Below are 23,692 nucleotides of genomic sequence, written 5' to 3'. Positions count from 1 at the left end.
GTCAGCGGGAGGTCAGGCCGGGGACGCGGGCCACGGGGTGGGTCCAGTCGGCGTCCAGTGGGGTGACGCTGACGTAGTCCTGGGCGAGCGCGGTGGTGTCGGCGCCGCGCACCGGTTCGGGATCGGCGGGGAACCGCGGCGTGATCACGTAGGTGTCCGGCCCCGCCTGCTGGTACGCGGGCACCACGAACGCGGTCCTGCCCAGGCGGGTGACCTTGGTGCCCCTCGGCCCGGACGCGGTGATCGGGTAGTTGACGTTCAGCGCGACCCCGGCGGGCAGCACGCGCCCTCCCGCGGCGCCGCGCAGCCGTCCGACCAGGCCGGCGACGTACGCGGCGGTCGCGGGGAACGCCCTGAGGGTGGCCTCCTGGCCGGCCTGGAGGTCCAGCTCGGTGCTCACCGCGATCGCCGGGACGCCGTTCTCCAGCCCGGTGACCGCGGCCCCCACCGTCCCCGAGTGGGTCGCGATCGCCCCCGCGTTGTGGCCGAAGTTGCTGCCCGAGACCACCAGGTCGGGCCTGGTGCCGGCGAAGACGACCTGGAGGCCGAACGTCACCGAGTCGGTAGGCGTCCCGGCGACCGACCAGACGCCCGGCGACTCCTGCCGCGCGGTGATCCGGTCGCCGAACCTGACCGTCATGGCGGTGCCGACGCCGCTCTGGTCGGCGGCGGGCGCGACCACCGTCACCCGGTGGCCGGCGGCCGTCAGCGCCTGCCGTACGGCCTGGAGGCCGGGGGCGGCGAAACCGTCGTCGTTGGTCAGCAGGATGTTCAGCGGCGGCACCGGGCCGGGCCCGCCGGGAGCGGCGAGCGCCGAGGACGGCACGGTCAGCGCGGCGGCGCCCAGCGCCGTCACGGCCACGGCGCGAGTACGGGACACGGACATCTGTCCACCTCTTTCTCGATCCTGGTGACTTGCAAATCTCGGGTCCGATTCCGGCTATGTCCAAGACCGGATCGGTTCGTTGTCATACGGTCAGGGCATGAATCTGCGGCAGCTGCGCTACGTCGTGGCGACCGCCGACCACGGCACGATGACGTCGGCGGCTCAGGCGCTCTATGTGGCCCAGCCCGCCCTGTCACGGGCCGTCCGCGAGCTTGAGCGGGAGCTCGGCGTCGAGTTGTTCGCCCGTTCCGGGCGCGGCGTCGTGCTCACCCCGGTCGGCGAACAGGTGGTCCGGCAGGCGCGCGTCGCGCTGGACGCCATCGACGCGATCGAGGGGCTCTCGGTGTCGCGCGCCAACGGGCGGGGCGCGGAGCTGCGCATCGCCTCCACCTCCTCGCTCGAGCCGGAGCTGACCGGGCGGCTGATCCCGCGGTTCGCCCGCGACCAGCCGGCGGTGCGGGTCAGGGTCATCCGCTGCGAGGGCCGTGACCAGGTCGCCGCGGCGATCCGTACCGGCCGCGCCGACCTGGCGCTCACCGACCTCCCGGTGCCGGGCGACCTGGCGGCCCATCCGTTCGAGCAGCGCGAGGTCGTGCTGATCTCGCCGCCGGGGCTCAAGCTGCGCGAACCGGTGCCGCTCAGCGCGCTGGACGGCATGCGTCTCGTGCTGCCGACGCGCGGCACGTCGCGGCGGGCGGAGCTGGACGCGATGCTGGAACGCGTCGGCGCGACGCCGGTGGTCGCGGTGGAGTCCGACGAGCGCGGTTCGTGGCTGGGGTGGGTGCGGTCGGGGATGGGGTCGCTGCTCTGGTACCGCAACCAGATCGACGACACCGAGGGCCTGGTGGTGCGGTCGTTCATGCCGGCGCTCACCAAGATGATCGGGCTGGTGCACGCGCACCGGCAGCTGCCGCCGGTGGCGCGCGAGTTCCTGGCGTTCGCCAAAGAGGCCTCACGCGGCTGACGCGGCCGACACGGCCGACGCGACCGACACGGCTGACGCGGCTGACACGGCCATGCGTGACGCGTCCGACACGGAGGGCGCGGCGGCGGACGTTTCCGGGGCGGCCCGGCGTGCCATGATCTGGGCGTGAGTACGACTGAGGCACTCTGGCTCCTCGCGGTCCCGGTGGCGGCGGTGGGCGTGGCGGGGGCCGCGCGGCGGGCCGGCCTGTCGGCGCCGCTGGTCCTGGTGGTGGCGGGCCTGCTGGTCTCGTACATACCGGGGGTGCACGACTTCAGGCTCGACCCCGAGTTCGTGCTGTTCGTGTTCCTGCCGCCGCTGCTGTTCTCGGCGGCGTGGCAGAGCTCGTACTACACGCTCCGGCAGAACGTCCGGCCGATCGCGCTGCTGTCGGTCGGGCTGGTGCTGTTCACGATGCTGGCCGTCGGCTACACCGCCTACATGGTGGTGCCCGGCCTGTCGCTGGCCGCCGCGTTCGTGCTGGGCGCGGTGGTCGCGCCCCCGGACGCGGTCGCGGCGGTGAGCGTGGCGCAGCGGCTCGGCCTGCCGCGCCGCACGGTGACCATCCTGGTCGGCGAGAGCCTGTTCAACGACGCGACGGCGCTCACCGCGTTCCGGGTCGCGGTCGCCGCGGCCGTCGGCGCGGGCTTCACGATGCTGGACGGCGTGGAGCGGTTCGCGTTCGCGTCCGTGGCCGGCGTGGTCATCGGCCTGCTGCTCGGGCCGCCGCTGCACTGGCTGCGGACCCGGCTGAACGACCCGCTGGTGGAGAACGGGGTGTCGGTGCTGACGCCGTTCGCCGCCTACCTGATCGCCGAGGCGGTGCACGCGTCCGGTGTCATCGCGGTCGTCGTGAGCGGCCTCTACCTGGGGCACCGCTTCACCGAGTCGGCGGCGGTCACCCGGATCATCGGCCACTCGTTCTGGAAGATCGTCATCTTCGTGCTGGAGTCGGTGGTCTTCCTGGTCATCGGGCTCCAGCTGCCCGCGGTGCTCGACGGCGTGTCCGGCCACGGCTGGGCCAGCCTCACCGGGTGGGCGCTGCTCATCTTCGCGGTGACGGTCCTGGCCCGGTTCGTCTGGGTGTTCCCGGCCGCCTACCTCCCGCGCCTGCTGTCGAGCCGCATCCGCGAACGCGAGACGTTCATGGGCTGGCGCGAGCCCGTCGTGGTGTCGTGGGCGGGCATGCGCGGCGTGGTGTCGCTCGCGGCGGCGTTCGCGATCCCGGTGTCCACCAACGACCAGCAGCCCTTCCCGGGCCGTGACCTGATCCTCTTCCTGACGTTCACGACGGTGCTGGCCACGCTGCTGGTGCAGGGCATGACGTTCCCGGCGCTGATCCGCCGGCTCGGCATCGCCGGTGACCGCGAGGAGTACACCGACCGGGTGGCGGAGGCCGGCGCGCAGCACGCCGCCGCGCAGGCGGCGCTCGACCGGCTCGAGGAGCTCGCGGCCGCGGAGGATTTCGACGAGCAGGTGCTCGAACGGCTGCGGCAGCTCGCCGAATACCGGCAGCTGCGCGCCTGGGAACGGCTCGGCGGCGGCACCGGCCCGGAGGGCGAGGAGGTGCCGACCAACACCTACCGCCGGCTGCGGCGGGAGATGCTGGCCGCCGAGCGCGCGGTGTTCATCCGGATGCGCGACGAACGGCGCCTGGACGACGAGGTGCTCACCCGGGTGCTGCACGACCTCGACCTCGAAGAGGCCGCCCTCACCCGCGACTGAACCGCGGGCCGCGGCCGTCGCGTGCGGCCGTCGCGGGCGGCGGCCGTCCTGTGGGACGGCAGCCGGAAGAGAGCTCCTGTCGCCGCTCCCCCGGCACGACCGAGGGCGAACCGCGTCACACGGCGGATCGCCCCCAGCCGGGGGTCACGAACCGTTGAGCGGCTTGTCGGGAAGCTCGACGGCGTAGGACTCCTTGACCACGTCGAGGTGGTGCCAGGACTCGCGCACCGTGGCGCCGGGCACCGCGCGGATCGCGTCCAGCACGGCGACCAGCTCGGCGCGCGAGGCCGCCTCGGCCTGGCCGACGATGTCGTACCGGCCGAAGCCCGTCGCGAGATAGCGGACGCCGTCCTTCTCGGCGACCGCGTCGGCGACCCGCTTGAGCCCGCCGGTCACCGTGAGCCCGAAGCCGCCCAGCTCGGCGGCGCCCAGCGCGGTCGGATCGGCCAGCCCGGTCACCTGGATGACGCCCGACCGCATGAGCCGCACGACGCGCGCCCGGGTGGCCGCCTGGGACAGCCCGATGACGTGGGCCAGCCTGGTGTAGGGTGCCCGGCCGTCGCGCTGCAGCTCCTGGAGCAGCCGCCAGTCGATGTCGTCGAGGGTGATGTCACCGAGCTCGCGCACCACCGCGTGCGAGTCGCGCACGGTGGAGACCGACCGGAACACCTCGGCCGACCGCACGCCCGGCACGGCGCGGATGTGGTCGATCTCGGCGGCCAGCGAGGCGTCGTCCCGGGTCCGTACCTGGGCGACCAGGTCGTAGGGGCCGGCGGTCAGCGCGGTGAAGCTGACGGCGGGCCGTTCGGCGATGGCCGCCGCCACCTCCCGGGCGGCCCCGTCGACGGTGACCGAGACGTGCCCGATCGCCTCCGCTCCGACGACGGCGGCGTGCACGATGCCGACGACGCGGACGACCTCGGTTTCGAGAAGGTTCTGCACGCGTGCCCGCACGGCCGTGCGGGACAGCCCGACGCGATCGGCGAGCGCCTGGAAGGTCGCTCTCCCATCCCGCTGGAGCTCGCGGACGAGCACGGCGTCGACCGCATCCAGCACGGCTCTCCTCCTCGGCATGCAATGGTTCGTTTTGCCAGCAACTGCAAGATCATTCCATTTCGGGACGGTATGACGTCAAATATTGATCTTGCTCGTGTCGCCGCGCGCGACCACCGTCGATGCGTCGGTTTCCGGGCCCTTCGGCGACGAAAACGACGCCCGGTAATCCGGTATGGAAACGCATCGCTGTCCGGCCTCCTCCGTAAGGCCGGTCAGGACTTCCGGGCTCCGTCACACCTGGCCCGGCAGCAGGATGATCACGCCGCGGACGGCCGGGCGGCGGCGGAGAACGGGAGCGGGCGCGGCGCACCGGGCCCAAGAGCGTGAACTGCATGCGCCTCTCCCGGTGTTCTGATGTGAAGCCTCTACGGGGGGACGGGCGTCCGTGTGAGGCACATGTAAAAAAAGTGCATCCACGCCGCACCGCCGTCAAGAGGTAACTTTACAGAGAGCGAAACCTCACGTTGCACCACATTCCACAGAGTCCGCCAGGCCCCTTCCGTCACGGCTACATGGCGGAACGGCACACCTGCTGGTCACAGGGGGCGAGCGCTCTCGACAGACAGGAGTCACCGGGAGTCAGGACGTGTCAGCCCGTGCTTGGCCGGAGCAGTGCCGGGTATGGATCACAATGTACGGTGGCCCAGCCACTTTCATCCGCGATTGGTGTGTAGAACAGCCGTGCGCCTGCTGAACGGTGAGCATTCCGCTCACGACCTCACCTACAACGACGTCTTCATGGTCCCGCGCCGGTCGGCGGTCGGGTCCCGTCTCGAGGTCGACCTGTCGGCGGCCGACGGCAGCGGGACGACCGTCCCGCTGGTCGTGGCCAACATGACCGCGGTCTCCGGCCGCCGGATGGCCGAGACGGTCGCCCGGCGCGGCGGCCTGGCGGTGATCCCGCAGGACATCCCGGTCGAGGTCGTGTCCGAGGTGATCCGCTGGGTCAAGGACCGGCACCTGGTCTACGACACCCCGATCACGCTGTCGCCCGGCGACACCGCGGGCGAGGCGCTGGCGCTGCTGCCCAAGCGCGCCCACAACGCGGTGATCGTGGTCGAGGACGAGCGCCCGGTCGGCGTGGTGACCGACGCCGACTGCCACGGCGTCGACCGGTTCGCCCAGCTGCGCGACATCATGTCCCGCGACCTGGTGACGCTCCCGGACACCGTCGACACACGGGAGGCGTTCAACCGGCTGCACGAGCGCGGCCACCGCCTGGCGCCGGTCGTCGACGGCGCCGGCCACCTGACCGGCGTCCTGACCCGCACCGGCGCGCTGCGCGCCACCCTCTACGCCCCCGCCGTCGACGGCGCCGGCCGGCTGCGCGTCGCCGCCGCCGTCGGCGTGAACGGCGACGTGGCCCCCAAGACCAAGGCCCTGCTGGAGGCCGGCGCCGACCTGATCGTGGTCGACACCGCGCACGGCCACCAGGAGAAGATGATCGGCGCGCTCGCCGCGGTGCGCGGCCTGGACCCGCAGGTCCCGATCGTGGCGGGCAACGTGGTGACGGCCGAGGGCACCCGCGACCTCATCGAGGCCGGCGCCGACATCGTCAAGGTGGGCGTGGGCCCCGGCGCCATGTGCACCACGCGGATGATGACCGGCGTGGGCCGCCCGCAGTTCTCCGCCGTGCTGGAGTGCGCCGCCGAGGCCCGCCGCCTCGGCAAGCACGTCTGGGCCGACGGCGGCGTCCGCCACCCGCGCGACGTCGCGCTGGCGCTCGCGGCCGGCGCGGGCAACGTGATGGTCGGCTCGTGGTTCGCCGGCACCTACGAATCGCCCGGCGACCTGCAGCGGGCCGCCGACGGCCGCCTCTACAAGGAGAGCTTCGGCATGGCCTCCGCCCGCGCGGTGCGGCTGCGGACCGCCGACGACTCCCCGTTCGAGCGGGCGCGCAAGGCACTGTTCGAGGAGGGCATCTCGACCTCGCGCATGTTCCTCGACCCGCAGCGGCCGGGCGTGGAGGATCTCATCGACTCGATCGTGGCGGGCCTGCGCAGCTCGTGCACCTATGCGGGCGCCCGCTCGCTGGAGGAGTTCCACGAGCGCGCCACGGTCGGCGTCCAGAGTTCGTCGGGCTACGCAGAGGGGATGCCGCTGTCGAGCAGCTGGTAGATGACCGAATCCCCTGACATCCCGTGATCGCGCGAAATCGCAGGGTCACGGGGTGACGTGTTTTCGTCAGCTACTTGATCGAAACCCGCGGCCGCACTGCGATTCCGGCCCCCCGTGAGGTGCCCAATTGCATATTCTAGGCAAAAGCAACACATAACAACCGCACAGGCCGTATTAGGTCGACTACTACGTAAACCAACTCCGGTTTTGCGCGTCCATAATGTAAGGCGGAGCCTAATTTCACCGTGGGTGGGGGATCGGAGCGTACATGGCGAGTCGAGCGGCTGGTACGAGTGCGCAGCGGGACGAGGATTCCCTCAGCGGGGACGGCGAGCATGACGCCGACCCCGGGATCCGGCGTGCCCTGGGTCTCACGCTGGCCTCAACGCTCGTCTGGGGGGTCGCCCACCTGCGGACCGGCCGCCGCGTCTCCGGCTCGATCCTGCTCGGCGTCTTCGGCCTGCTGATCGTCGCCGGCGCGGTCACCTTCGCGGTCGTCCGGCCCGACTTCATCCAGCTGGCGGTCCAGCCCGTCTGGCTCTCGACGTTCGCGATCGCCATCCTGGCGGTCGGCCTGGTCTGGGTGACCGTGGTCATCCGCTCCTACCAGATCGCGCGCCCCGACGGCCTGTCCGCCGGCGCGCGCACCGCCGCCACCGCGACCGTCGCGCTGCTGTGCTTCGCGGTCGCCGTCCCGGCGGTGTGGGCCGCGCACAGCACCTACGTCTACCGGGACGCGCTGACGAGCATCTTCCAGACCGGCGACAGCAACGGCCGCCCGGTCAACACCGACGACCCCTGGAACGGCGAGTCCCGGGTCAACGTGCTCCTGCTCGGCGGCGACGCCGCGGGCAACCGCGTCGGCGTCCGCACCGACAGCATGACGCTCGCCAGCGTCGACACCAAGACCGGCGACACGGTGCTGCTCGGGCTCCCCCGCAACCTGGAGAGCGTCCAGCTGCCCGAGGGCCCGGCCCGCGACCGGTTCCCCTACGGGTTCACCGGCGACGGCTACGGCACGCCGGGCCTGCTCAACGAGGTCTACCAGTACGCCGAGGAGCACCCCGACATGGTGCCCGGCGCGACCAAGAACCAGCGCGGCCCCCAGCTGCTCAAGGAGACGATCAGCGGGATCCTGGGCCAGCGCGTCGACTACTACGTGCTGGTCGACATGCGCGGCTTCGCCGAGATCGTCGACGCCGTCGGCGGCGTCAGGATGCGCGTCCCCGAGGACATCCTCTACACCCGCGAGAACCGCGTCCTCAAGGCCGGCTACCGCACGCTGACCGGCGAGGAGGCGCTGTGGTTCGGCCGCTCCCGCACCAACAGCGACGACTACACCCGCATGGGCCGGCAGAAGTGCCTGATGCGGGCCATCGCCAAGCAGGCCGACCCGCGTACCGTCGTGACCAAGTTCGACAAGCTGGCGGCCGCCACCAAGCGCGCCATCTCCACCGACATCCCGCAGGAGTTGCTGCCGGCGTTCATCTCGCTGTCGACCAAGGTCAAGAACGGCGCGCAGATCGACAGCCTGGCGTTCGTGCCGCCGCTCATCAGCACCGGCGACCCCGACTTCGCGCTGATCCGCAAGCTGTCGGACCGGGCGATCGACGGGCAGGCCAAGCCGAGCCAGTCGCCGCTCACCTCGACCAGCCCCGCCGAGCCGGGCTCCCCCACCCCGTCGGAGTCGCCCGACCCGGACGCGACCCCGTCGGACGGCTCGACGCCCGGCCCGCAGGCCAAGCCGGTGTCGCTCGAGGCCACCTGCCCGTCCTGACGCGCGACGCCGTCCGCTGTCCCCGGCGCGTGACCGGCACGTGCCGGTCGATGCGCGGTGACCGGCAGGAGCCGCCAGGTGGCCCGCGGCGGGCTCCGCGCGAAAGAATCGCCGGGTGACGCCCGCCTGCCGGTTCCGCCAGATCGTCAACGTCGTCAACCTGTCGACGCCCCTGGGCCTGGTGCTGGTCGCCACCGGGACCCGGCGGCCGGGCCTGCGGCGCGGGCCGGACGGCCTGCTGGTGGCGGGCGGCTACCGGCTGCCGCTGCCGATCGCCCGCGCCTTCACGTGCGGCAACGTGGTGCTCTCCCGGGGCACCTCGGGCGAGCTCCTCGACGACTCCCGGCTGCTGCGGCACGAAGGACGGCACGCGACCCAGTACGCCTACTGCCTCGGCCCGGTCATGATCGTGATGTACCTGGCGTGCGCCGGGGTGTCGATGGTGCTGTGCGGCGACCATTCTTCGTTCAATCCGTTCGAACGGCTGGCGGGGCTCGACGACGGCGGCTACCGTCGGAAACCTCTCCGACGCCTCCGGCGCCGCACCTGACCGGTGGTCAGCATCTCCCGTTCTCGTGGATCGATCGAACCCCCGTCCGTCATGCGGCGTCCCATGTAACGACGCCAAGGACTCAGGGGGACCCCGAAATGGCGCAGATGGTCATCGAAACCGGCACCGAGACGGCCGCTCTCGAAGAGCTCGCCCAGGCTCTCACCCGGCACGGTCATCTCACGATGATCGTGACCTCCGGGGGCCGGCCCCGGCTCGAGGTTCTCGCCCGCGCGACGGCGAGCCGTTCCGGCACCGTAGTGTGCGAGGCCGACGCCGGCGGCGAGCAGTGGTTCTGGTGGACCTGGGCCGACCGCATCGCGCCCGTGCGCGAGCTGGAGCGGGCCGCCCTGCTGGTGGACGGCGGGCTGCGCCCGGCCGCCAGTTTCGCCTGAGCACCGAAAGAGCATCCGCCCGCGGTGTCGTCCCAGGTCCCCGGAGGGGGGATCATGGGAGGGACGGCTTTGTCGAACGTTAGGACGGATGCGGGTGCCTCAGATCCAGGGCTGCGACGCCTTCCGCGCGGCGATGCCGCGCGGACGCCGGCCGCAGAGCGTCCTCGTCCGGCTCACCGCCGCGGACGGCACGGTGGGCTGGGGCGAGGCGGCCGACACCGGCGGCCTCAACGGTCCTGACGGCAGCGGCGACCTCACCGAGGTCTGGTCCGACGTCGCCGAACGTCTGGGCCCCGCGCTGATCGGGCTGGAGTGGGAACGGCCCGAGGACGTGTCGGCCGCCGCCGAGCTCGGCGGGCGCCCGGCCGCCTCCGCGATCGACATCGCCTGCTGGGACCTGTGGTGCCGTTCCCGGGGCCTGCCGCTCGCGCACGCGCTGGGCGGCACCCGCACCTCGATCGTCACCGGCGCGCAGATCGGCCCCGAGCCGATCCTGGAGACCGTCGTCTCCCGGGTCAACCGCGCCGTCGGCGCCGGCCACACGCGCGTCACCGTCCGGATCCGGCCCGGCTGGGACATCGAGCCCGTCCGGCTCATCCGCGAGGCGTACCCGGCGCTGGCCCTGATCGTCGACGCCGGGCACGACTACGGCGAGACCGACGAGCACCTCGGCGTGCTGACCGGGCTGGACGCCTACGGCGTGCTGGCGATCGAACGGCCCTTCCCGGCCGGCGACCTGGAGGCGCACGCCCGGCTGCAACGCCGCGTCGAGGCGCCCGTCGCGCCGGCCGTCGGCGACATCGAGACGCTCGACGCCGCGATCACCCTTGAGGCCGGCCGCGCGCTCAACCTGCGGCTCGGCGACCTCGGCGGGCTGACCGCCGCGCGTGCCGCGCACGACCGCGCGTACGCGGCGGGCTGGGGGATCTGGTGCACCGGCGCCGGGCCGTTCGGCATCGGCCAGGCGGCGGCGGTGGCGCTCGCCGCGCTGCCCGGCTGCGACCTGCCGAGCGACGTGTCCGACCCGGCGGGCGGTCCCGCGTTCGTCACCCCGCCCGTGCGCTCGTCCGGCGGCGTCGTCGGCGTCCCGTTCACCCAGCCGGGCCTGGGCCACGAGGTCGACGACGAGCGCATCATCCGGCTCGCGTCCGACAAGGTGCGCATCCCGGCATGACCGCCGAGACCGCGCCCGGCACGGTCTGGGTGGTGGCCGGGCCGCCCGGCTCCGGCAAGTCCACGGTGTGCCGGTCGCTGCTGGCGCGGCTCCGGCCCGTGCCCGCGCTGCTCGACAAGGACACCCTCTACGGCCCGTTCGTCGCCGCGACGCTGGCCGCGTACGGGCGCGACCCGGGCGAACGCGAGGGCCCGTGGTACGACGACCACGTCAAGCGGCACGAGTACGACGGCATGACCGCCACGGCGCGCGAGATCCGCTCGTACGGCTGCCCGGTGCTGCTGAGCGGGCCGTTCACCGGTCAGATCCACTCGCGCGAACGCTGGGAGGCCTGGACCGCCGCGCTCGGAGGCGCCCCGGTCCGGCTGGTGTGGATCGGCACCGACGCGGCGACGTTGCGGCACCGCCTCGGTGAACGTGGCCTGGCCCGCGACACCGGCAAGCTGGAGGCGTTCGGCGCCTTCGTCGAACGGATGCGTCCCGGCGTGCCGCCGCCGGTCCCCCACACCGCGATCGACAACCGCCTGTCGGCGCCTGCGTCGCTCGACGACCAGCTCACCGCGCTCGCCGGACCCGCTCACCCGCGCCCCGAAGCCTAAGCCGGGGGCGGCCCGACCGGCGGAGCCGGGGGCGACGGTGGCGGAGCCGGGGGCGAAGGTGGCGAAGGTGGCGAAGGCGGAACCTGCCCGTACGGGTCGTGGGCGTGCGGGAGCGGCGCTTGTTGTGGGTCGTACCAGGCGGGCTGGCCGTAGGACGGCTGCGGCGGGGGCAGCGCGGGCGTCCGGCCTTCGGGAGGCGCCCCGGCCGGGGGCGGGACGATGGCCTCCGGGCCGGTCTCCTGCGGCCCGAAGGCGGCGCGGGCGGCCCTGCGTTCCTGGTAGGCGCCCTTGACGCGGCCGCCGAAACGTTTGCCCGCGTCCTGCGCCTGCTGAGCGCGTTCACCGGTGGCGATCTCGCGCACCTTGCCGGCCGACTGGCGGCCGGCGCGGCGGCTGAGGTCCCGCACCCGGCGGGCGGCGTCGGACTCGGCCACCTGGCGCACGCGCTGGTGCTGGGCGAGCCGCGCCGCGTTCTCCCGGGCGGTGTCCCCCGCCGCGTGGGCGGCGTGACCGGCGGCCTGCCCCGCCGACTGCGCGGCCTGACCGGCGACCTGGCCCACGGCCTGGGCGCCGTCCCACGCGCGCACGGCGCCCTGCCGGGTCGCCGCGGCGGCCCGCTGGTAGCCGCGCGCGGGCTGGACGACCGTGCCGCCCGCGAGGTCGGCCGCCGTGCGACGCCGCCCGCCGGCCAGCGCGGGCACGCTGTTGGCCAGGAACACCGCGACGGCGGCGAGCCACAGCAGGAGGGCGAAGAAGAACAGCCCTTCGAGCAGGAGCACCCAGGCGGCCGCGTAGAGGCCGGTGCCGCCCGCGGTCGCGACCAGGGCGCGGCGGACGGCGGCGGCCCGGGCGGGCTTGGCGTCGGCCGCGGCGCTGCGGACGCGCAGGTCCATCGCGGCCTTGCCGGCCGTCCGGCCCGCCCAGGCGGTGCCGATGACCTGGTGGAGCAGTTCGGCCAGGACGAGGAGGAGCAGCGCCTGCTCGATGATCGAGACGCAGGTGCCCCAGACCTCGGCGCCGAACTCGGTCGCGGCCTTCTCCACGTTCCCGCCCGACAGCAGGAGCGCGGAGACGGCCGACCACGTCTTGCCGGTCACGTCCTCGGCGACGTGGGCCTGCAACCGCGTCCACGTCATGCCGCCGAGCAGGAACGCCACGACCACCAGGAGGCCGCTGTCGATCGACCAGGCCAGGAGCCGCCGGCCGCGCGGCGCCGCAGCGTCCGCCGGGACGGAGGCCGGCGGACCCTGGGAGGGCACGGGGAGCTGAGGCGGCGGAGGGCCGTACACGGGGAGCCCCTGAGGAATCGGCGAAAATCACCAAGATCATAAGGAGAGCCGTACGGCCCTGCCAGCGATCCGCCACCTTCGGCCAATCTTCTAGTACGACTTGGGCAACCCCAGCGAGTGTTGCGCGACGAAGTTGAGGATCATCTCGCGGCTGACCGGGGCGATGCGCATGAGCCGCACCGCGCCGGCGAGCATGCCGACGCCGTACTCGGTGGTGAGGCCGTTGCCGCCGTGGGTCTGGATGGCCTGGTCGACCACGCGGACGGCGGCCTCGCCGGCGGCGTACTTGGCCATGTTGGCGGCCTCGCCCGCGCCCATGTCGTCGCCCTCGTCGTACAGCCAGGCGGCCTTCTGCCCCATGAGCCGGGCCAGCTCGAGCTCGATCTTGGCCTGGGCGAGCGGGTGCGCGATGCCCTGGTGGGCGCCGATCGGCGTCTTGAAGACCTGCCGGTCCTTGGCGTACGCGACCGACTTGTCCAGCGCGAGGCGGCCGATGCCGGCCGCCATCGCGGTCGCCATGATCCGCTCCGGGTTGAGACCGGCGAACAGTTGCAGCAGCCCGCCGTCCTCGTCGCCGATCAGCGCGTCGTAGGGCAGCCGCACGTCGTCGAGGTGGCAGATGAACTGCTTCTCCGGCGACACGATCTCCATCTCGATCGGCGTCCAGGTGAAGCCGGGGGTGCCGGTCGGCACGATGAACAACGACGGCCGCAGCGTGCCCTTCTGGTCCTGGCTGCGGGCGACGAACAACACCGCGTCCGCCTCGTCCACGCCGGAGATGAACGTCTTCTGGCCGCTGAGGACCCAGCCGTCGCCGTCACGGCGCGCGGTGGTGGTGATGCGGTGCGAGTTGGAGCCGGCGTCGGGCTCGGTGATGGCGAACGCCATCTTGACCGAGCCGTCGGCGAAGCGCGGCAGCCAGTGCTTCTTCTGCTCCTCGGTGCCGGAGCGGGCGATGATGGTGGCGCAGATGGCCGGGGACACGACCATCAGCAGCAGCGGGCAGCCCGCGGCGGCCAGCTCCTCGCAGACGGCGGCGAGGTCGCCGATGCCGCCGCCCCCGCCGCCGTACTCCTCGGGCACGTTGACGCCGAGGTAGCCCAGGCGTCCCGCCTCGGCCCACAGCTCGTCGGTCTTGCCGCCGCTCTTGGCCTTGTCCACGTAGTACGACGGCCCGTACTTGGCGCCGAGCTCGGCCACGGCGGCGCGCAGCGCCTGCCGTTCGTCGGTCTCGATGAAGCTCACGAGGGGTTCCCTTCGGGGGTCTGTTCGGACGTCTCGGCGATCACGGCGAGGACCGCTCCGGCCTCGACCTGCTGCCCTGGGGCGACGTTGAGCTCGGCGACGGTGCCGGCGGCGGGCGCGGCGATGCGGTGCTCCATCTTCATCGCCTCCAGCACCAGCAGGGTCTGGCCGTCGGCGACGGCCGCACCCGCCTCGGTCTCGACGCGCACCACCGTGCCGGGCATCGGGGCGAGCAGCGAACCGGGCGCGACCAGGTCGCTGGGGTCGGCGAAGCGCGGCAGCGCGCGCAGCGACACCGCTCCCAGCGCGGAGTCGACGTGGGCGTGGCCGCCCACGGCACGGACGGCGAAGGCGTGCCGCACGCCGTCGACGTCCAGCGTGACCTCGTCCGGCGTCGCGCCGATCAGGCGCACGCCCTCGTGGCCTTCGGCGACGAGGCCGCCGCGGGCGAGGCGGTAGGCGACCTCGACGGTGCCGCCGGGGCCTTCGTAGGACTTGCGCTCGGGCTGCGACGGCAGGTTGCGCCAGCCGGACGGGAGCCCGCCCTGGACGCGGGCGGCGGCACGGTTGGCGGCGGCGTCGGCGAGCGCGGCCGCCAGCGCGGACAGGCGTACGGCGCGTTCGCCGGCGAGCGGCGCGGCGAGGACGTCCAGGCCGACCTCGTCGAGGTAGCCGGTGTGGGTGTCGCCGCGCAGGTACGCGGGCTCGGCCATGATCCGGGCCAGCAGGTCCCGGTTGGTGGTGACGCCGTGCACCCGGGCGCCGGTGAGGGCCGCGCGCAGGCGGCGGGCGGCGGCGGCGCGGGTCGGGCCGTAGGCGATCACCTTGGCGAGCATCGGGTCGTAGTGGACGCCGACCTCGCTGCCGCTCCGCACGCCGCTGTCGAGGCGCAGCCCGTACCCCTCGGGGTTGGCGAACGTGCTGTCGACGTCCGGCACCTGGAACGTGTGCAGGGTGCCCGAGCCGGGCCGCCAGTCCGCCGCCGGGTCCTCGGCGTACAGCCGCACCTCGATCGCGTGGCCGCGCGGCGCGGGCGGCTCGGCGGCGGGCAGCGGCGCGCCCTCGGCGACCTCGATCTGCAGCCGCACCAGGTCCAGCCCGTAGACGCACTCGGTGACGGGGTGCTCGACCTGGAGGCGCGTGTTGACCTCCAGGAAGAAGAAGCGCCCGTCCCCGTTCAGCATGAACTCGACGGTCCCGGCGCCCTCGTACCCGATGGCCGTGGCCGCGTTCACGGCGGCGGCGCACAACTCCGCGCGCAGCTCACCGCCGACGGCCGGGGACGGCGCCTCCTCGACGATCTTCTGGTGGCGGCGCTGGATGGAACATTCGCGCTCGCCGAGCGCCCACACGGTGCCGTGCCGGTCGGCGAGGATCTGCACCTCGATGTGCCGGGCGTTCTCCAGCAGCGGCTCGCAGAACACGGCGGGGTCGCCGAACGCCGACTGCGCCTCGCGCCGCGCGGCGGCCACCGCCTCGGGCAGCTCGGCGAGCGTCCGGACGGCGCGCATGCCGCGCCCGCCGCCGCCCGCGGACGCCTTCACCAGGATCGGCAGGTCGGACTCGGTGACCGCGTCCGGGTCGAGCTCGGGCAGCACCGGCACGCCGGCGGCGGCCATGAGCTTCTTGGCCTCGATCTTCGAGCCCATCGCCTCGATCGCGGCGGGCGGCGGGCCGACCCAGGTCAGCCCGGCCTCGATCACCGAACGCGCGAAGCCCGCGTTCTCGGACAGGAAGCCGTAGCCGGGGTGGACCGCGTCCGCGCCGGACGCCCTGGCGGCCTCGACGATCAGGTCGCCGCGCAGGTAGGTGTCGGCCGGCGCCGCGCCGGCGAGCCGGACGGCGGCGTCGGCCTCGGTGGCGTGCGGCGCGTGCTCGTCGGCGTCGGAGAACACCGCGACCGTGCCCACGCCCAGGTCGCGGCAGGTGCGGAACACCCGGCGGGCGATCTCGCCGCGGTTGGCGACCAGCAGTCTGCCGATCATCGTGCTCTGGGGCATCACGTTCTGAGTCACTCGCTCACATCCGGAAGACGCCGAAGCCTCCGGCTCCGGAGACGGGCGCGTTGTGGATCACCGACAGGCACAGGCCGAGGACGGTACGGGTGTCGCGCGGGTCGATCACGCCGTCGTCGTACAGCCGCCCGGACAGGAAGTAGGGCAGCGACTCGGCCTCGATCTGCGTCTCGACCATCTCGCGCATCGCCTGGTCGCCCGCCTCGTCGTACACCTGGCCGCGCGCCTCGGCGGCGGCGCGGGCGACGATGGAGAGCACCCCGGCGAGCTGCTGCGGCCCCATGACCGCCGACTTGGCGCTCGGCCAGGTGAACAGGAAGCGAGGGTCGTACGCGCGGCCGCACATGCCGTAGTTGCCCGCCCCGTACGAGGCGCCCATGACCAGCGACAGGTGCGGCACCTTGCTGTTGGCCACCGCGTTGATCATGAGGGCGCCGTGCTTGATGATGCCGGCCTGCTCGTACTCCTTGCCGACCATGTAGCCGGTGGTGTTGTGCAGGAACAGCAGCGGGGTGTCGCTCTGGTTGGCGAGCTGGATGAACTGCGCCGCCTTCTGCGCCTCCTCGCTGAAGAGCACGCCCTGCGCGTTCGCCAGGATTCCGATCGGGTAGCCGTGCAGCCGCGCCCACCCGGTCACCAGGCTCGTCCCGTACAGCGGCTTGAACTCGTCGAACTCCGAACCGTCCACGACGCGGGCGACGACGTCGCGCGGGTCGAACGGGGTCTTGAGGTCCTCGGGCACGATGCCCGCCAGCTCCTCCGGGTCGAAGAGCGGCTCGCGGACCGGGCCCGGCGCGGGGCCGAGCCTGCGGTGGTCGAGGCGCTTGACGATCTGGCGGCCCAGCCGCAGCGCGTCCGCCTCGTCCACCGCCATGTAGTCGGCCAGGCCGGACCGGCGGGCGTGCATCTCGGCGCCGCCCAGCTCCTCGTCGTCGGCCTCCTCGCCGGTGGCCATCTTCACCAGCGGCGGCCCGCCCAGGAAGACCTTGGCGCGCTCCTTGACCATGACGACGTGGTCGCACATGCCCGGAATGTACGCGCCTCCCGCGGTGGAGTTGCCGAACACCAGCGCGATCGTCGGGATGCCCGCCGCCGACAGCCGGGTCAGGTCGCGGAACATCCGCCCGCCCGGGATGAAGATCTCCTTCTGCGTGGGCAGGTCGGCGCCGCCGGACTCGACCAGGTTGATGACCGGCAGCCGGTTCTCCAGCGCGATGTCGGACGCGCGGAAGCTCTTCTTGACCGTCCACGGGTTGGACGACCCGCCGCGCACGGTCGGGTCGTTCGCCACGATCATGCATTCGACGCCCTCGACGACGCCGATGCCGGTCACCACGCTCGCGCCGACCGGGAAGTCGCTCCCCCAGGCCGCCAGCGGGCTCAGCTCCAGGAACGGCGAGTCGGGGTCGAGCAGCAGCTCGATCCGCTCGCGGGCCAGCAGCTTGCCGCGCTCGTGGTGCCGCGCCACGTACTTCTCGCCGCCGCCCTCCAGGGCCTTGGCGTGCTCGGCCTCGAGGTCGGCGAGCTTGGCCAGCATGGCCTCGCGCCGCGCCCGGTAGTCCGGGCCCTTCGGGTCGAGCGTGCTCTTGAGCGTCAACGCGCCTCCTCCGTGCTCAGGACGGCCTCCGGAATGTCGGCGAGCCGGGATCTCAGCCACTCCCCCAGCGCCTTGCCCTGCGGGTCGAACCGCGTCGAGGCCGACACCCCCTCCTGGAGCAGCCCCTCGACGACGAAGTTGAGGGCGCGCAGGTTGGGCAGCTCGTAGCGGGCGACGGTGAGCGCGCGGGTCTCGGGCAGCAGGGCGCGGAGCCGCTCGGTGGTGAGGAACTCCTCCAGCCACGCCCACTGCTCGTCCGTCCGCGCCCAGACGCCGATGTTGGCGTCGCCGCCCTTGTCGCCGCTGCGGGCGCCCGCGACCCTGCCCAGCGGCGCCCGCACGGTCGCTCCGGACGGGGCGGGCGGGGTGTGGGCGGGGGCGGCTTCAGCGGTGGCGGCGGCGAGGGAGCTCAGCGACGGGTCGGCCGTCACCCGCGCGGGCGGGACGATGACGCTGGTGCCGTCGGGCAGGACGGCGGTGTGGGTGATCTCCTCGTTCGCCACGAACGCGGGCTTGTAGACGCCGTACGGGCCGCCCTTGCCGGGCGGGGAGGTCATCGTGAAGCCGGGGTAGCCGGCCAGCGCCAGCTCGACGACGGCGCCGCTGAACGGGCGGCCGACCTTCTGCGGGTCGGGGTCCAGGACGGCGCAGCGCAGCAGCGCCGTGGCCTCGCCCTGGGTGGCCGGGTCGGGCGCGGGGGCGCCGATGAGCGTCCACTCGACCTGTGCGGGGCGGGCGTCGCCGAAGGCGGCCTCGAGCTGGGCCTTCGCGAAGTCTGCCTTGGCCTCGATGTCGAGCCCGGTGAGGACGAACGTCATCTCGTTGCGGTTGCCGCCGAGGTGGTTGAGGCACACCTTGGTGGCCGGGGGCGGCGGCGACCCCTTGGTGCCGCTGATGCGCACCCGGTCGGGCCCGTCCTGACCCAGCTCGATCGTGTCGAAGCGCGTCGTCACGTCGGGCCCGAGGTAGGCGGGGGCGCCGATCTCGTAGAGCAGCTGGGCGGTGACGGTCTCGGTGGTCACGGCGCCGCCGGTGCCGTCGTGCTTGGTGATCACGCTCGAGCCGTCGGTGTGGATCTCGGCGAGCGGAAAGCCCAGCGGCTTTACATTGTAGATTTCTTGGAAGAACGCGTAGTTGCCGCCGGTGGCCTGCGCGCCGCATTCGAGCACGTGCCCCGCGGCGGTGGCCCCGGCGAGCGCGTCCCAGTCGTGGCGCTCCCATCCGTGGTGCGCGGCGGCGGGGCCGACGACCAGGGAGGCGTCGGTGACGCGGCCCGTCACGACGATGTCGGCCCCCGCGTTCAGGCACTCGACGATGCCCCACGCCCCGAGATAGGCGTTCGCCGTCAGGGGCTCCCCGTAGCGGGGATCGGCCAGGCCGAACTCCTTGGCCCGCGGCAGCAGATCGTCGCCCTCGACATGGGCGATCTCGACGTCCACCCCCAGGCGCTCGGCCAGCGCGCGCAGCCGCACCGCCAGGCCGCGCGGGTTGAGCCCGCCCGCGTTGGTGACGATCGTGGTGCCCCGCTCGGCGGCGAGGCCCAGCGTGTCCTCCATCTGGCGCAGGAACGTGGACGCGTAGCCGCCGTCGGGGTCCTTCAGCCGGCTCCGGCCGAGGATCAGCATGGTCAGCTCGGCCAGGTAGTCGCCGGTCAGGACGTCCAGCCGGCCGCCCTCCAGCATCTCCCGCACCGCGGTGAAGCGGTCACCGTAGAACCCCGAGGCGTTCCCGATCCGCAACGGTCGACTCATAGCCCGAACCCTGCCAGGCCCGCATAAAAAAATCAATCGCGCTTGATTGTTTTTACCCGTGGTCGTTTGGTTCACTGGTCGTGATGACGACGCAGGCGCTCCCCCGCGAGCCTCAGCAGGACCGCAGCCGGGCCACCCGGCAGCGGCTGCTCGAGGCGGCCATCGAATGCCTGGCCTCCGTCGGCTGGACGGGCACCACCGTCACGGTCGTGGCCGAGCGGGCCGGGGTGTCCCGCGGCGCCGCCCAGCACCACTTCCGCACGCGCGAGGAGCTGGTGACGGCCGCCGTCGAGTACGGCTCGGACGTCCGCGTCGACCAGGTCCGCGAACGGCTCGACGCCCTCACCGACGAACGCCCGTCCACGCTGGACGTCCTGACCCTCCTCGGCGAGATGTACACCAGCCCCCTCTTCCGGGCGGCCCTCCAGCTGTGGGTGGCGGCCAGCTCCGACGAGCAGCTCCGCGCCCAGGTCGTCCCGCTGGAGGCACGGTTCGGCCGCGAGGCGCACCGCCTCACGGTGGAGGCGCTCGGCGTCGACGAGAGCGTGCCCGGCGTGCGGGAGACCGTCCAGGCCACCCTCGACCTCGTCCGCGGGCTCGGGCTCGCCGACCTGCTCACCGACGACTCCGCGCGCCGCACCCGCCTGCTCCAGCAGTGGGCCGCGACCCTCGACGTGGCCCTCCACCGCTGAGACACGGCCCTCCACCGCCGGTCCCGGCGCGCCCCCGCGGCCGGCCGTTCGAGCCGGGAGGCTCAAGGGAGCCGCGCCTTTTTGGGCTGCGGCGCCACCCGGCGGCTCGGCGAGGGCCTGTGATCGTCAGCCGCGTGCCGGGTCGGTGACCAGCAGGGGGTTGCCGGACGCGAGCTCGGCGAGCACCTCGGCGGTGCTGGTCTCCTTCATCCTCGCCAGCTCTCCGGCCGTGACGCCGACGAGCTGGAGGAACTCCACCCGGCCGTTCGGCGTGGCCAGGGGAGGAAGCTGCGGATCGAGGGTGAACGCCAGCACGGTCAGGCCGCAGGCGGGATCGCCGGTGATGGAGTTGCGGGTGTCCATCCGGTGGCCGTCACCGAGGACCGCACCCTGGCTCCGCACGAACTTCGCGACCTGCTCCAGGACGTTGAACGGCCACGTCGGCGGCTCGGGGTCCCCCGCGGCGCGGACGACGCGCATGGTGAACTCGAAGCCGTACCCGCTGATCTGGGGGTCGTCGCTCTCCTTGTCCCACAGCTCGGTCAGCCCGTACGTCACGTAGTGCCAGTGGCCCGCCGCCTCGTAGGCGCTGCACCCCTGAAGGCCGCTTCCGAAGTGCACCCCGGGCGTGTAGCCGACGTGGCGTGGCTTGACATCGGGATAGAGGCCGTCCAGGGCGGCGGTGATCGCGTCCCAGCCGTCCGCCCTCTCGTCGTCGTCCTGCTCGACGTTCCCGCCGCGCCCGAACAGACCCATGCGCGTCCCCGCTCTCCGTCGTGATGATCCAGAAAGGCCGGAGTCTAACGACGCGGTCTTGTCAAAAGGTTGCGTCTTTGCCGCGCGGCCGCCCGCGAGATCAGGCGGCCGATCAGCCGACGATCACGCGGGCCGTGCCGCGCACCGCGGCGACGGCCTCAGCCGTCGCCGCGCCGGGGCTCATCGCCGGGCCGCGCCTTCGGTGATCACGGCGGGCTCGGCCACGGGGGCCTCCGTTCCGGCGTCGGGGCCGGTACGGAAACGGGGCAGCGTGAGGGTCACGGCGGCGGCCAGCAGGGCGACGCCGCAGCCGACCAGCATGCTGGTGCGGAACCCGTCCTCGGAGGGCAGCGCGTATCCGCCCAGGGTGACGGTCATCTGCGACAGCACGACGCCGACCACCGCGGCCGACACCGAGGTGCCCAGCGACCGCATGACGGCGTTGAAGCTGTTGGCGGCGGCGGTCTCGGACCGCGGCACCGCACCCATGATCAGGGCGGGCATGGCGCCGTACGCCAGGCCGACGCCGGCGCTGCAGATGCTGGTGACGACCAGCAGGCCCCAGGGCGAGCCGAGGAGGGCCATGGACGAGCCGTACCCGGCGGCGATGACCAGACTGCCGACGCCCAGGGTGACCTTGGGCCCGCGGACCCGGGAGAGCGCGGCGCCCAGCGGGGAGATCAGCATCATCATCAGCCCGGACGGAGCGACCCACAGTCCGGCGGCCAGCATCGACTGGCCCAGCCCGTAGCCGGTGGCCTCGGGCAGCTGGAGAAGCTGGATGACGACCAGCGACTGGGCGTACATCGCGAACCCGACCAGGATCGAGGCGACGTTGGTGAGCAGCACCTGGCGGCGGGCGGTCACCCGCAGGTCGATCAGCGGGTCGTGCGAGCGCAGCTCCCACCAGCCCCAGGCCAGCAGGACGACGACCGCGGCGGCGAACAGGCCGATGATCGTGCCGCTGGTCCAGCCCCAGTCGGCGCCCTTGGACACGCCGAGCAGGAGGCACACCACGCCGCCGCCCAGCCCGATCGCGCCGATCAGGTCGAAGCGGCCCTCGGCGCGGACCGGGGTGGCGGGCACCAGGATCCAGATCAGCACGGTGATCAGGGCGCTCAGCACGGCCGAGGCCCAGAAGAGCACGCGCCAGCTGGTGTTCTCGGCGACCGCGGCGGCGATCGGCAGGCCGAGCGCGCCGCCGATGCCCATGGAGGAGCTCATCAGCGCGATCGACGACCCGAGCTTCTCGGGCGGCAGCAGGTCGCGCATCGCGCTGATGCCCAGGGGCACCAGGCCCATGCCGATGCCCTGCATCCCGCGTCCGACGATCATCGGGAGCAGGGAGTCGGACACGGCGCAGAGCGCGGAGCCCAGGATCAGCGGGATCGTGCAGAGCAGCAACATCTGGCGCTTGCCGTACAGGTCGCCCAGCCGGCCGATCGCCGGGGTCGCCACCGCCGCCGCCAGCAGGGTGGCCGTCACCGCCCAGGAGGCGTTCGAGGCCGAGGTGTGCAGCAGTTGCGGAAGCTGGCCGATCAGCGGGACGACGAGCGTCTGCATCAGCGCGGCGACGATACCCGCCACCGCGAGGACCGCGACGATGCCGCCTCCCCCCTTGACGGGGGCGTCGAGGGGCGCGGCGGACTTGGGGTCGTCCACGGAGGTTCTCCTGATAGATCGAAGAAGTAAGACATGTGCACGATACACACGAAGTGCATGATGCACAAAGCGTGGCCCATACATGGGATATGCATCACGCACATGGACATAGGCTTGACGGCATGGAGAGGCCCATCCACCTGATCGAGTACGAGACGATGCTGCTCGGCCGGCACAGCCACCTCGTCAACACCCCCACCGGGCGCGACGACCGGCTGGAGCGCAGCGGCTACATCCTGCTCAGCCGCATCCGCTCCGACGGCCCCATGACCATCCGGGAGCTCAGCGACGCGTTCGGACTGGACCCCTCCACCCTCAACCGGCAGACCTCGGCGCTGATGCGCGACGGCCTGCTGGAGCGCATCCCCGATCCCGACGGCGGCATCGCCCGCAAGTTCCGCATCACCGACATCGGCGAACGGCGCCTCGACGAACACCGCGACCACAACATCCGCGGCCTGGACAAGATCCTGAGCGAGTGGACGCCGGACGACGTCGCGACCTTCGCCACGTTCCTCCGGCGCTTCAACACCGACATCGAACGGGTCACCGGACGCGCCTGGCCGCGCCCCTGACGCGGTCCATGAAATGACGGGCCCGCGGATCGGCGCGAATGCCCGAGGGGTGTCGGCGGGCGCCCGTAAATTGAAACCATGTCACCCCTCGCCACTGGGGCTCCCTACGGACGCCCCTATCTAGTTGTTCACGTGGCCGTCTCCCTGGACGGCGCGACCACGGGTTTCCAGCCCGACATCGAACGCTTCTACGAACTGGCCGCCGGCTGGCACGAGGACGCCACGCTCACCGGGGCCGACACGATCCTCGCCCAGGAGGCGGCACTCGCCGACGCGCGCGGCCCCGGCCCGGCCAAGGACGGCCCGCTCCTCATCGTCGTCGACGGCAAGGGCCGGGTCAGCCAATGGGAGTCCCTGCGCAACGCCGGCCACTGGTCGGACGTCCTGGCCCTGCACACCGACACGACCCCGCCACCGCCGGACGGCAATTCGGTACGCGAGCTCGTCATCGGGAACGAACGGGTCGACCTCCCCGCGGCCATGACCGCCATCGGCACGCTGGGCGGCATCAACATCGTCCGGGTGGACAGCGGCGGAGCCCTCACGGGCGCCCTCCTCCAAGCCGGGCTCATCGACGAGGTGAGCCTCCTGGTCCATCCGCTGCTGGCGGGCTCCAAGGGAACGCAGACCTGGTACGGCTCCCAGCCGTGCGTGATCGACCGCCTTGAACGCATCGCCAGCCAGAGCTTCGACGACGGGCTCGTATGGCTGCGCTACCGGCTCCCGAAATGAGAAAGGCCCCGCCATTTCTGGCGGGGCCTTTCCCCTAACAAAGTGTCCGGCGGTGTCCTACTCTCCCACACAGTCTCCCGTGCAGTACCATCGGCGCTGAAGGGCTTAACTTCCGGGTTCGGGATGGGACCGGG

Annotated in this window: 20 protein-coding genes and 1 rRNA gene; 11 read left to right on the top strand and 10 right to left on the bottom strand. The window is 72.7% G+C overall.

Translation table 11 applies throughout. From position 1 onward, the window contains the following. Position 1 precedes the first annotated feature (1 nt). Complete coding sequence (surE, locus tag ABZ810_RS41630; protein ID WP_358412599.1) at positions 2 to 886, bottom strand: 5'/3'-nucleotidase SurE; 885 nt, start codon at positions 884 to 886, stop codon at positions 2 to 4. A 97-nt stretch (positions 887 to 983) separates the two neighbouring features. On the opposite strand from surE, the gene ABZ810_RS41625 reads away from it, so the two are divergent. Beyond that, positions 984 to 1,850 carry a LysR family transcriptional regulator gene (locus ABZ810_RS41625; RefSeq protein WP_358412597.1) on the top strand — a complete coding sequence of 289 codons (867 nt, stop codon included), beginning with the start codon at positions 984 to 986 and terminating at the stop codon, positions 1,848 to 1,850. 126 nt (positions 1,851 to 1,976) lie between these two features. Continuing rightward, positions 1,977 to 3,575 carry a Na+/H+ antiporter gene (locus tag ABZ810_RS41620; protein WP_358412595.1) on the top strand — a complete coding sequence of 533 codons (1,599 nt, stop codon included), beginning with the start codon at positions 1,977 to 1,979 and terminating at the stop codon, positions 3,573 to 3,575. Between the two features lie 144 nt (positions 3,576 to 3,719). On the opposite strand, the gene ABZ810_RS41615 is transcribed toward ABZ810_RS41620, so the two are convergent. Further along, on the bottom strand, positions 3,720 to 4,631 hold the full coding sequence (locus ABZ810_RS41615; protein WP_358412593.1) for an Lrp/AsnC family transcriptional regulator: 912 nt from the start codon (positions 4,629 to 4,631) through the stop codon (positions 3,720 to 3,722). A 681-nt stretch (positions 4,632 to 5,312) separates the two neighbouring features. On the opposite strand from ABZ810_RS41615, the gene ABZ810_RS41610 reads away from it, so the two are divergent. The 6 genes from ABZ810_RS41610 (at position 5,313) to ABZ810_RS41585 (ending at position 11,244) form a co-directional block, all read left to right on the top strand. Further along, the gene (locus ABZ810_RS41610; protein ID WP_358412591.1) at positions 5,313 to 6,749 is read left to right on the top strand and encodes a GuaB1 family IMP dehydrogenase-related protein; all 1,437 of its coding nucleotides are present in this window, start codon (positions 5,313 to 5,315) and stop codon (positions 6,747 to 6,749) included. A gap of 268 nt (positions 6,750 to 7,017) precedes the next feature. Continuing rightward, positions 7,018 to 8,526, top strand: a complete 1,509-nt coding sequence (locus ABZ810_RS41605; protein WP_358412590.1) for an LCP family protein — start codon at positions 7,018 to 7,020, stop codon at positions 8,524 to 8,526. A 115-nt stretch (positions 8,527 to 8,641) separates the two neighbouring features. Then, positions 8,642 to 9,076, top strand: a complete 435-nt coding sequence (locus ABZ810_RS41600; RefSeq protein ID WP_358412588.1) for a hypothetical protein — start codon at positions 8,642 to 8,644, stop codon at positions 9,074 to 9,076. A gap of 98 nt (positions 9,077 to 9,174) precedes the next feature. After that, positions 9,175 to 9,471, top strand: a complete 297-nt coding sequence (locus ABZ810_RS41595) for a hypothetical protein (protein WP_358412586.1) — start codon at positions 9,175 to 9,177, stop codon at positions 9,469 to 9,471. An 88-nt stretch (positions 9,472 to 9,559) separates the two neighbouring features. Next, positions 9,560 to 10,645, top strand: a complete 1,086-nt coding sequence (locus ABZ810_RS41590; RefSeq protein ID WP_358412584.1) for an enolase C-terminal domain-like protein — start codon at positions 9,560 to 9,562, stop codon at positions 10,643 to 10,645. Then, complete coding sequence (locus ABZ810_RS41585) at positions 10,642 to 11,244, top strand: AAA family ATPase (RefSeq protein ID WP_358412583.1); 603 nt, start codon at positions 10,642 to 10,644, stop codon at positions 11,242 to 11,244. Before ABZ810_RS41590 ends, ABZ810_RS41585 begins: the two co-directional genes overlap by 4 nt. Here ABZ810_RS41585 and ABZ810_RS41580 read toward each other — a convergent pair. The 5 genes from ABZ810_RS41580 to ABZ810_RS41560 form a co-directional block, all read right to left on the bottom strand. After that, positions 11,241 to 12,533: an RDD family protein gene (locus tag ABZ810_RS41580; RefSeq protein WP_358412581.1), complete on the bottom strand. Its 1,293-nt coding sequence runs from the start codon at positions 12,531 to 12,533 to the stop codon at positions 11,241 to 11,243. The two genes, ABZ810_RS41585 and ABZ810_RS41580, sit on opposite strands and share 4 nt — an antisense overlap. Positions 12,534 to 12,623: 90 nt before the next feature. Continuing rightward, positions 12,624 to 13,778, bottom strand: coding sequence for an acyl-CoA dehydrogenase (locus ABZ810_RS41575; protein ID WP_358412579.1), 1,155 nt, complete (start codon positions 13,776 to 13,778; stop codon positions 12,624 to 12,626). Beyond that, positions 13,775 to 15,763, bottom strand: a complete 1,989-nt coding sequence (locus tag ABZ810_RS41570) for a biotin carboxylase N-terminal domain-containing protein (protein WP_358412816.1) — start codon at positions 15,761 to 15,763, stop codon at positions 13,775 to 13,777. The genes ABZ810_RS41575 and ABZ810_RS41570 overlap by 4 nt, the downstream gene beginning before the upstream one ends. Before the next feature lie 34 nt (positions 15,764 to 15,797). Then, positions 15,798 to 17,330, bottom strand: coding sequence for a carboxyl transferase domain-containing protein (locus ABZ810_RS41565; protein ID WP_358412814.1), 1,533 nt, complete (start codon positions 17,328 to 17,330; stop codon positions 15,798 to 15,800). 56 nt (positions 17,331 to 17,386) lie between these two features. Continuing rightward, positions 17,387 to 19,141 (bottom strand): acyclic terpene utilization AtuA family protein, encoded by a 1,755-nt coding sequence (locus ABZ810_RS41560; protein WP_358412577.1) that lies wholly within the window; start codon positions 19,139 to 19,141, stop codon positions 17,387 to 17,389. 83 nt (positions 19,142 to 19,224) lie between these two features. Here ABZ810_RS41560 and ABZ810_RS41555 point away from each other — a divergent pair, with 83 nt between their 5' ends. Beyond that, a complete protein-coding gene (locus tag ABZ810_RS41555) occupies positions 19,225 to 19,833 on the top strand; it encodes a TetR/AcrR family transcriptional regulator (RefSeq protein ID WP_358412575.1) in 609 nt (202 codons plus the stop codon). Between the two features lie 126 nt (positions 19,834 to 19,959). On the opposite strand, the gene ABZ810_RS41550 is transcribed toward ABZ810_RS41555, so the two are convergent. Beyond that, a complete protein-coding gene (locus ABZ810_RS41550; RefSeq protein ID WP_358412573.1) occupies positions 19,960 to 20,589 on the bottom strand; it encodes a suppressor of fused domain protein in 630 nt (209 codons plus the stop codon). A gap of 180 nt (positions 20,590 to 20,769) precedes the next feature. After that, positions 20,770 to 22,251: an MFS transporter gene (locus tag ABZ810_RS41545; RefSeq protein ID WP_358412571.1), complete on the bottom strand. Its 1,482-nt coding sequence runs from the start codon at positions 22,249 to 22,251 to the stop codon at positions 20,770 to 20,772. 122 nt (positions 22,252 to 22,373) lie between these two features. Here ABZ810_RS41545 and ABZ810_RS41540 point away from each other — a divergent pair, with 122 nt between their 5' ends. Beyond that, positions 22,374 to 22,826, top strand: coding sequence for a MarR family winged helix-turn-helix transcriptional regulator (locus ABZ810_RS41540; protein ID WP_358412569.1), 453 nt, complete (start codon positions 22,374 to 22,376; stop codon positions 22,824 to 22,826). Positions 22,827 to 22,904: 78 nt separating this feature from the next. Then, positions 22,905 to 23,558, top strand: coding sequence for a dihydrofolate reductase family protein (locus ABZ810_RS41535; RefSeq protein WP_358412567.1), 654 nt, complete (start codon positions 22,905 to 22,907; stop codon positions 23,556 to 23,558). A gap of 44 nt (positions 23,559 to 23,602) precedes the next feature. Here the strand turns inward: ABZ810_RS41535 and rrf are convergent. After that, positions 23,603 to 23,692, bottom strand: a 5S ribosomal RNA gene (gene rrf / locus ABZ810_RS41530); the annotation flags it as partial.

Origin of the sequence: Spirillospora sp. NPDC047279 (assembly GCF_040643285.1) — a bacterium.
GTDB lineage: Bacteria > Actinomycetota > Actinomycetes > Streptosporangiales > Streptosporangiaceae > Spirillospora.
This window is presented reverse-complemented; position numbering and strand designations above follow the sequence as displayed.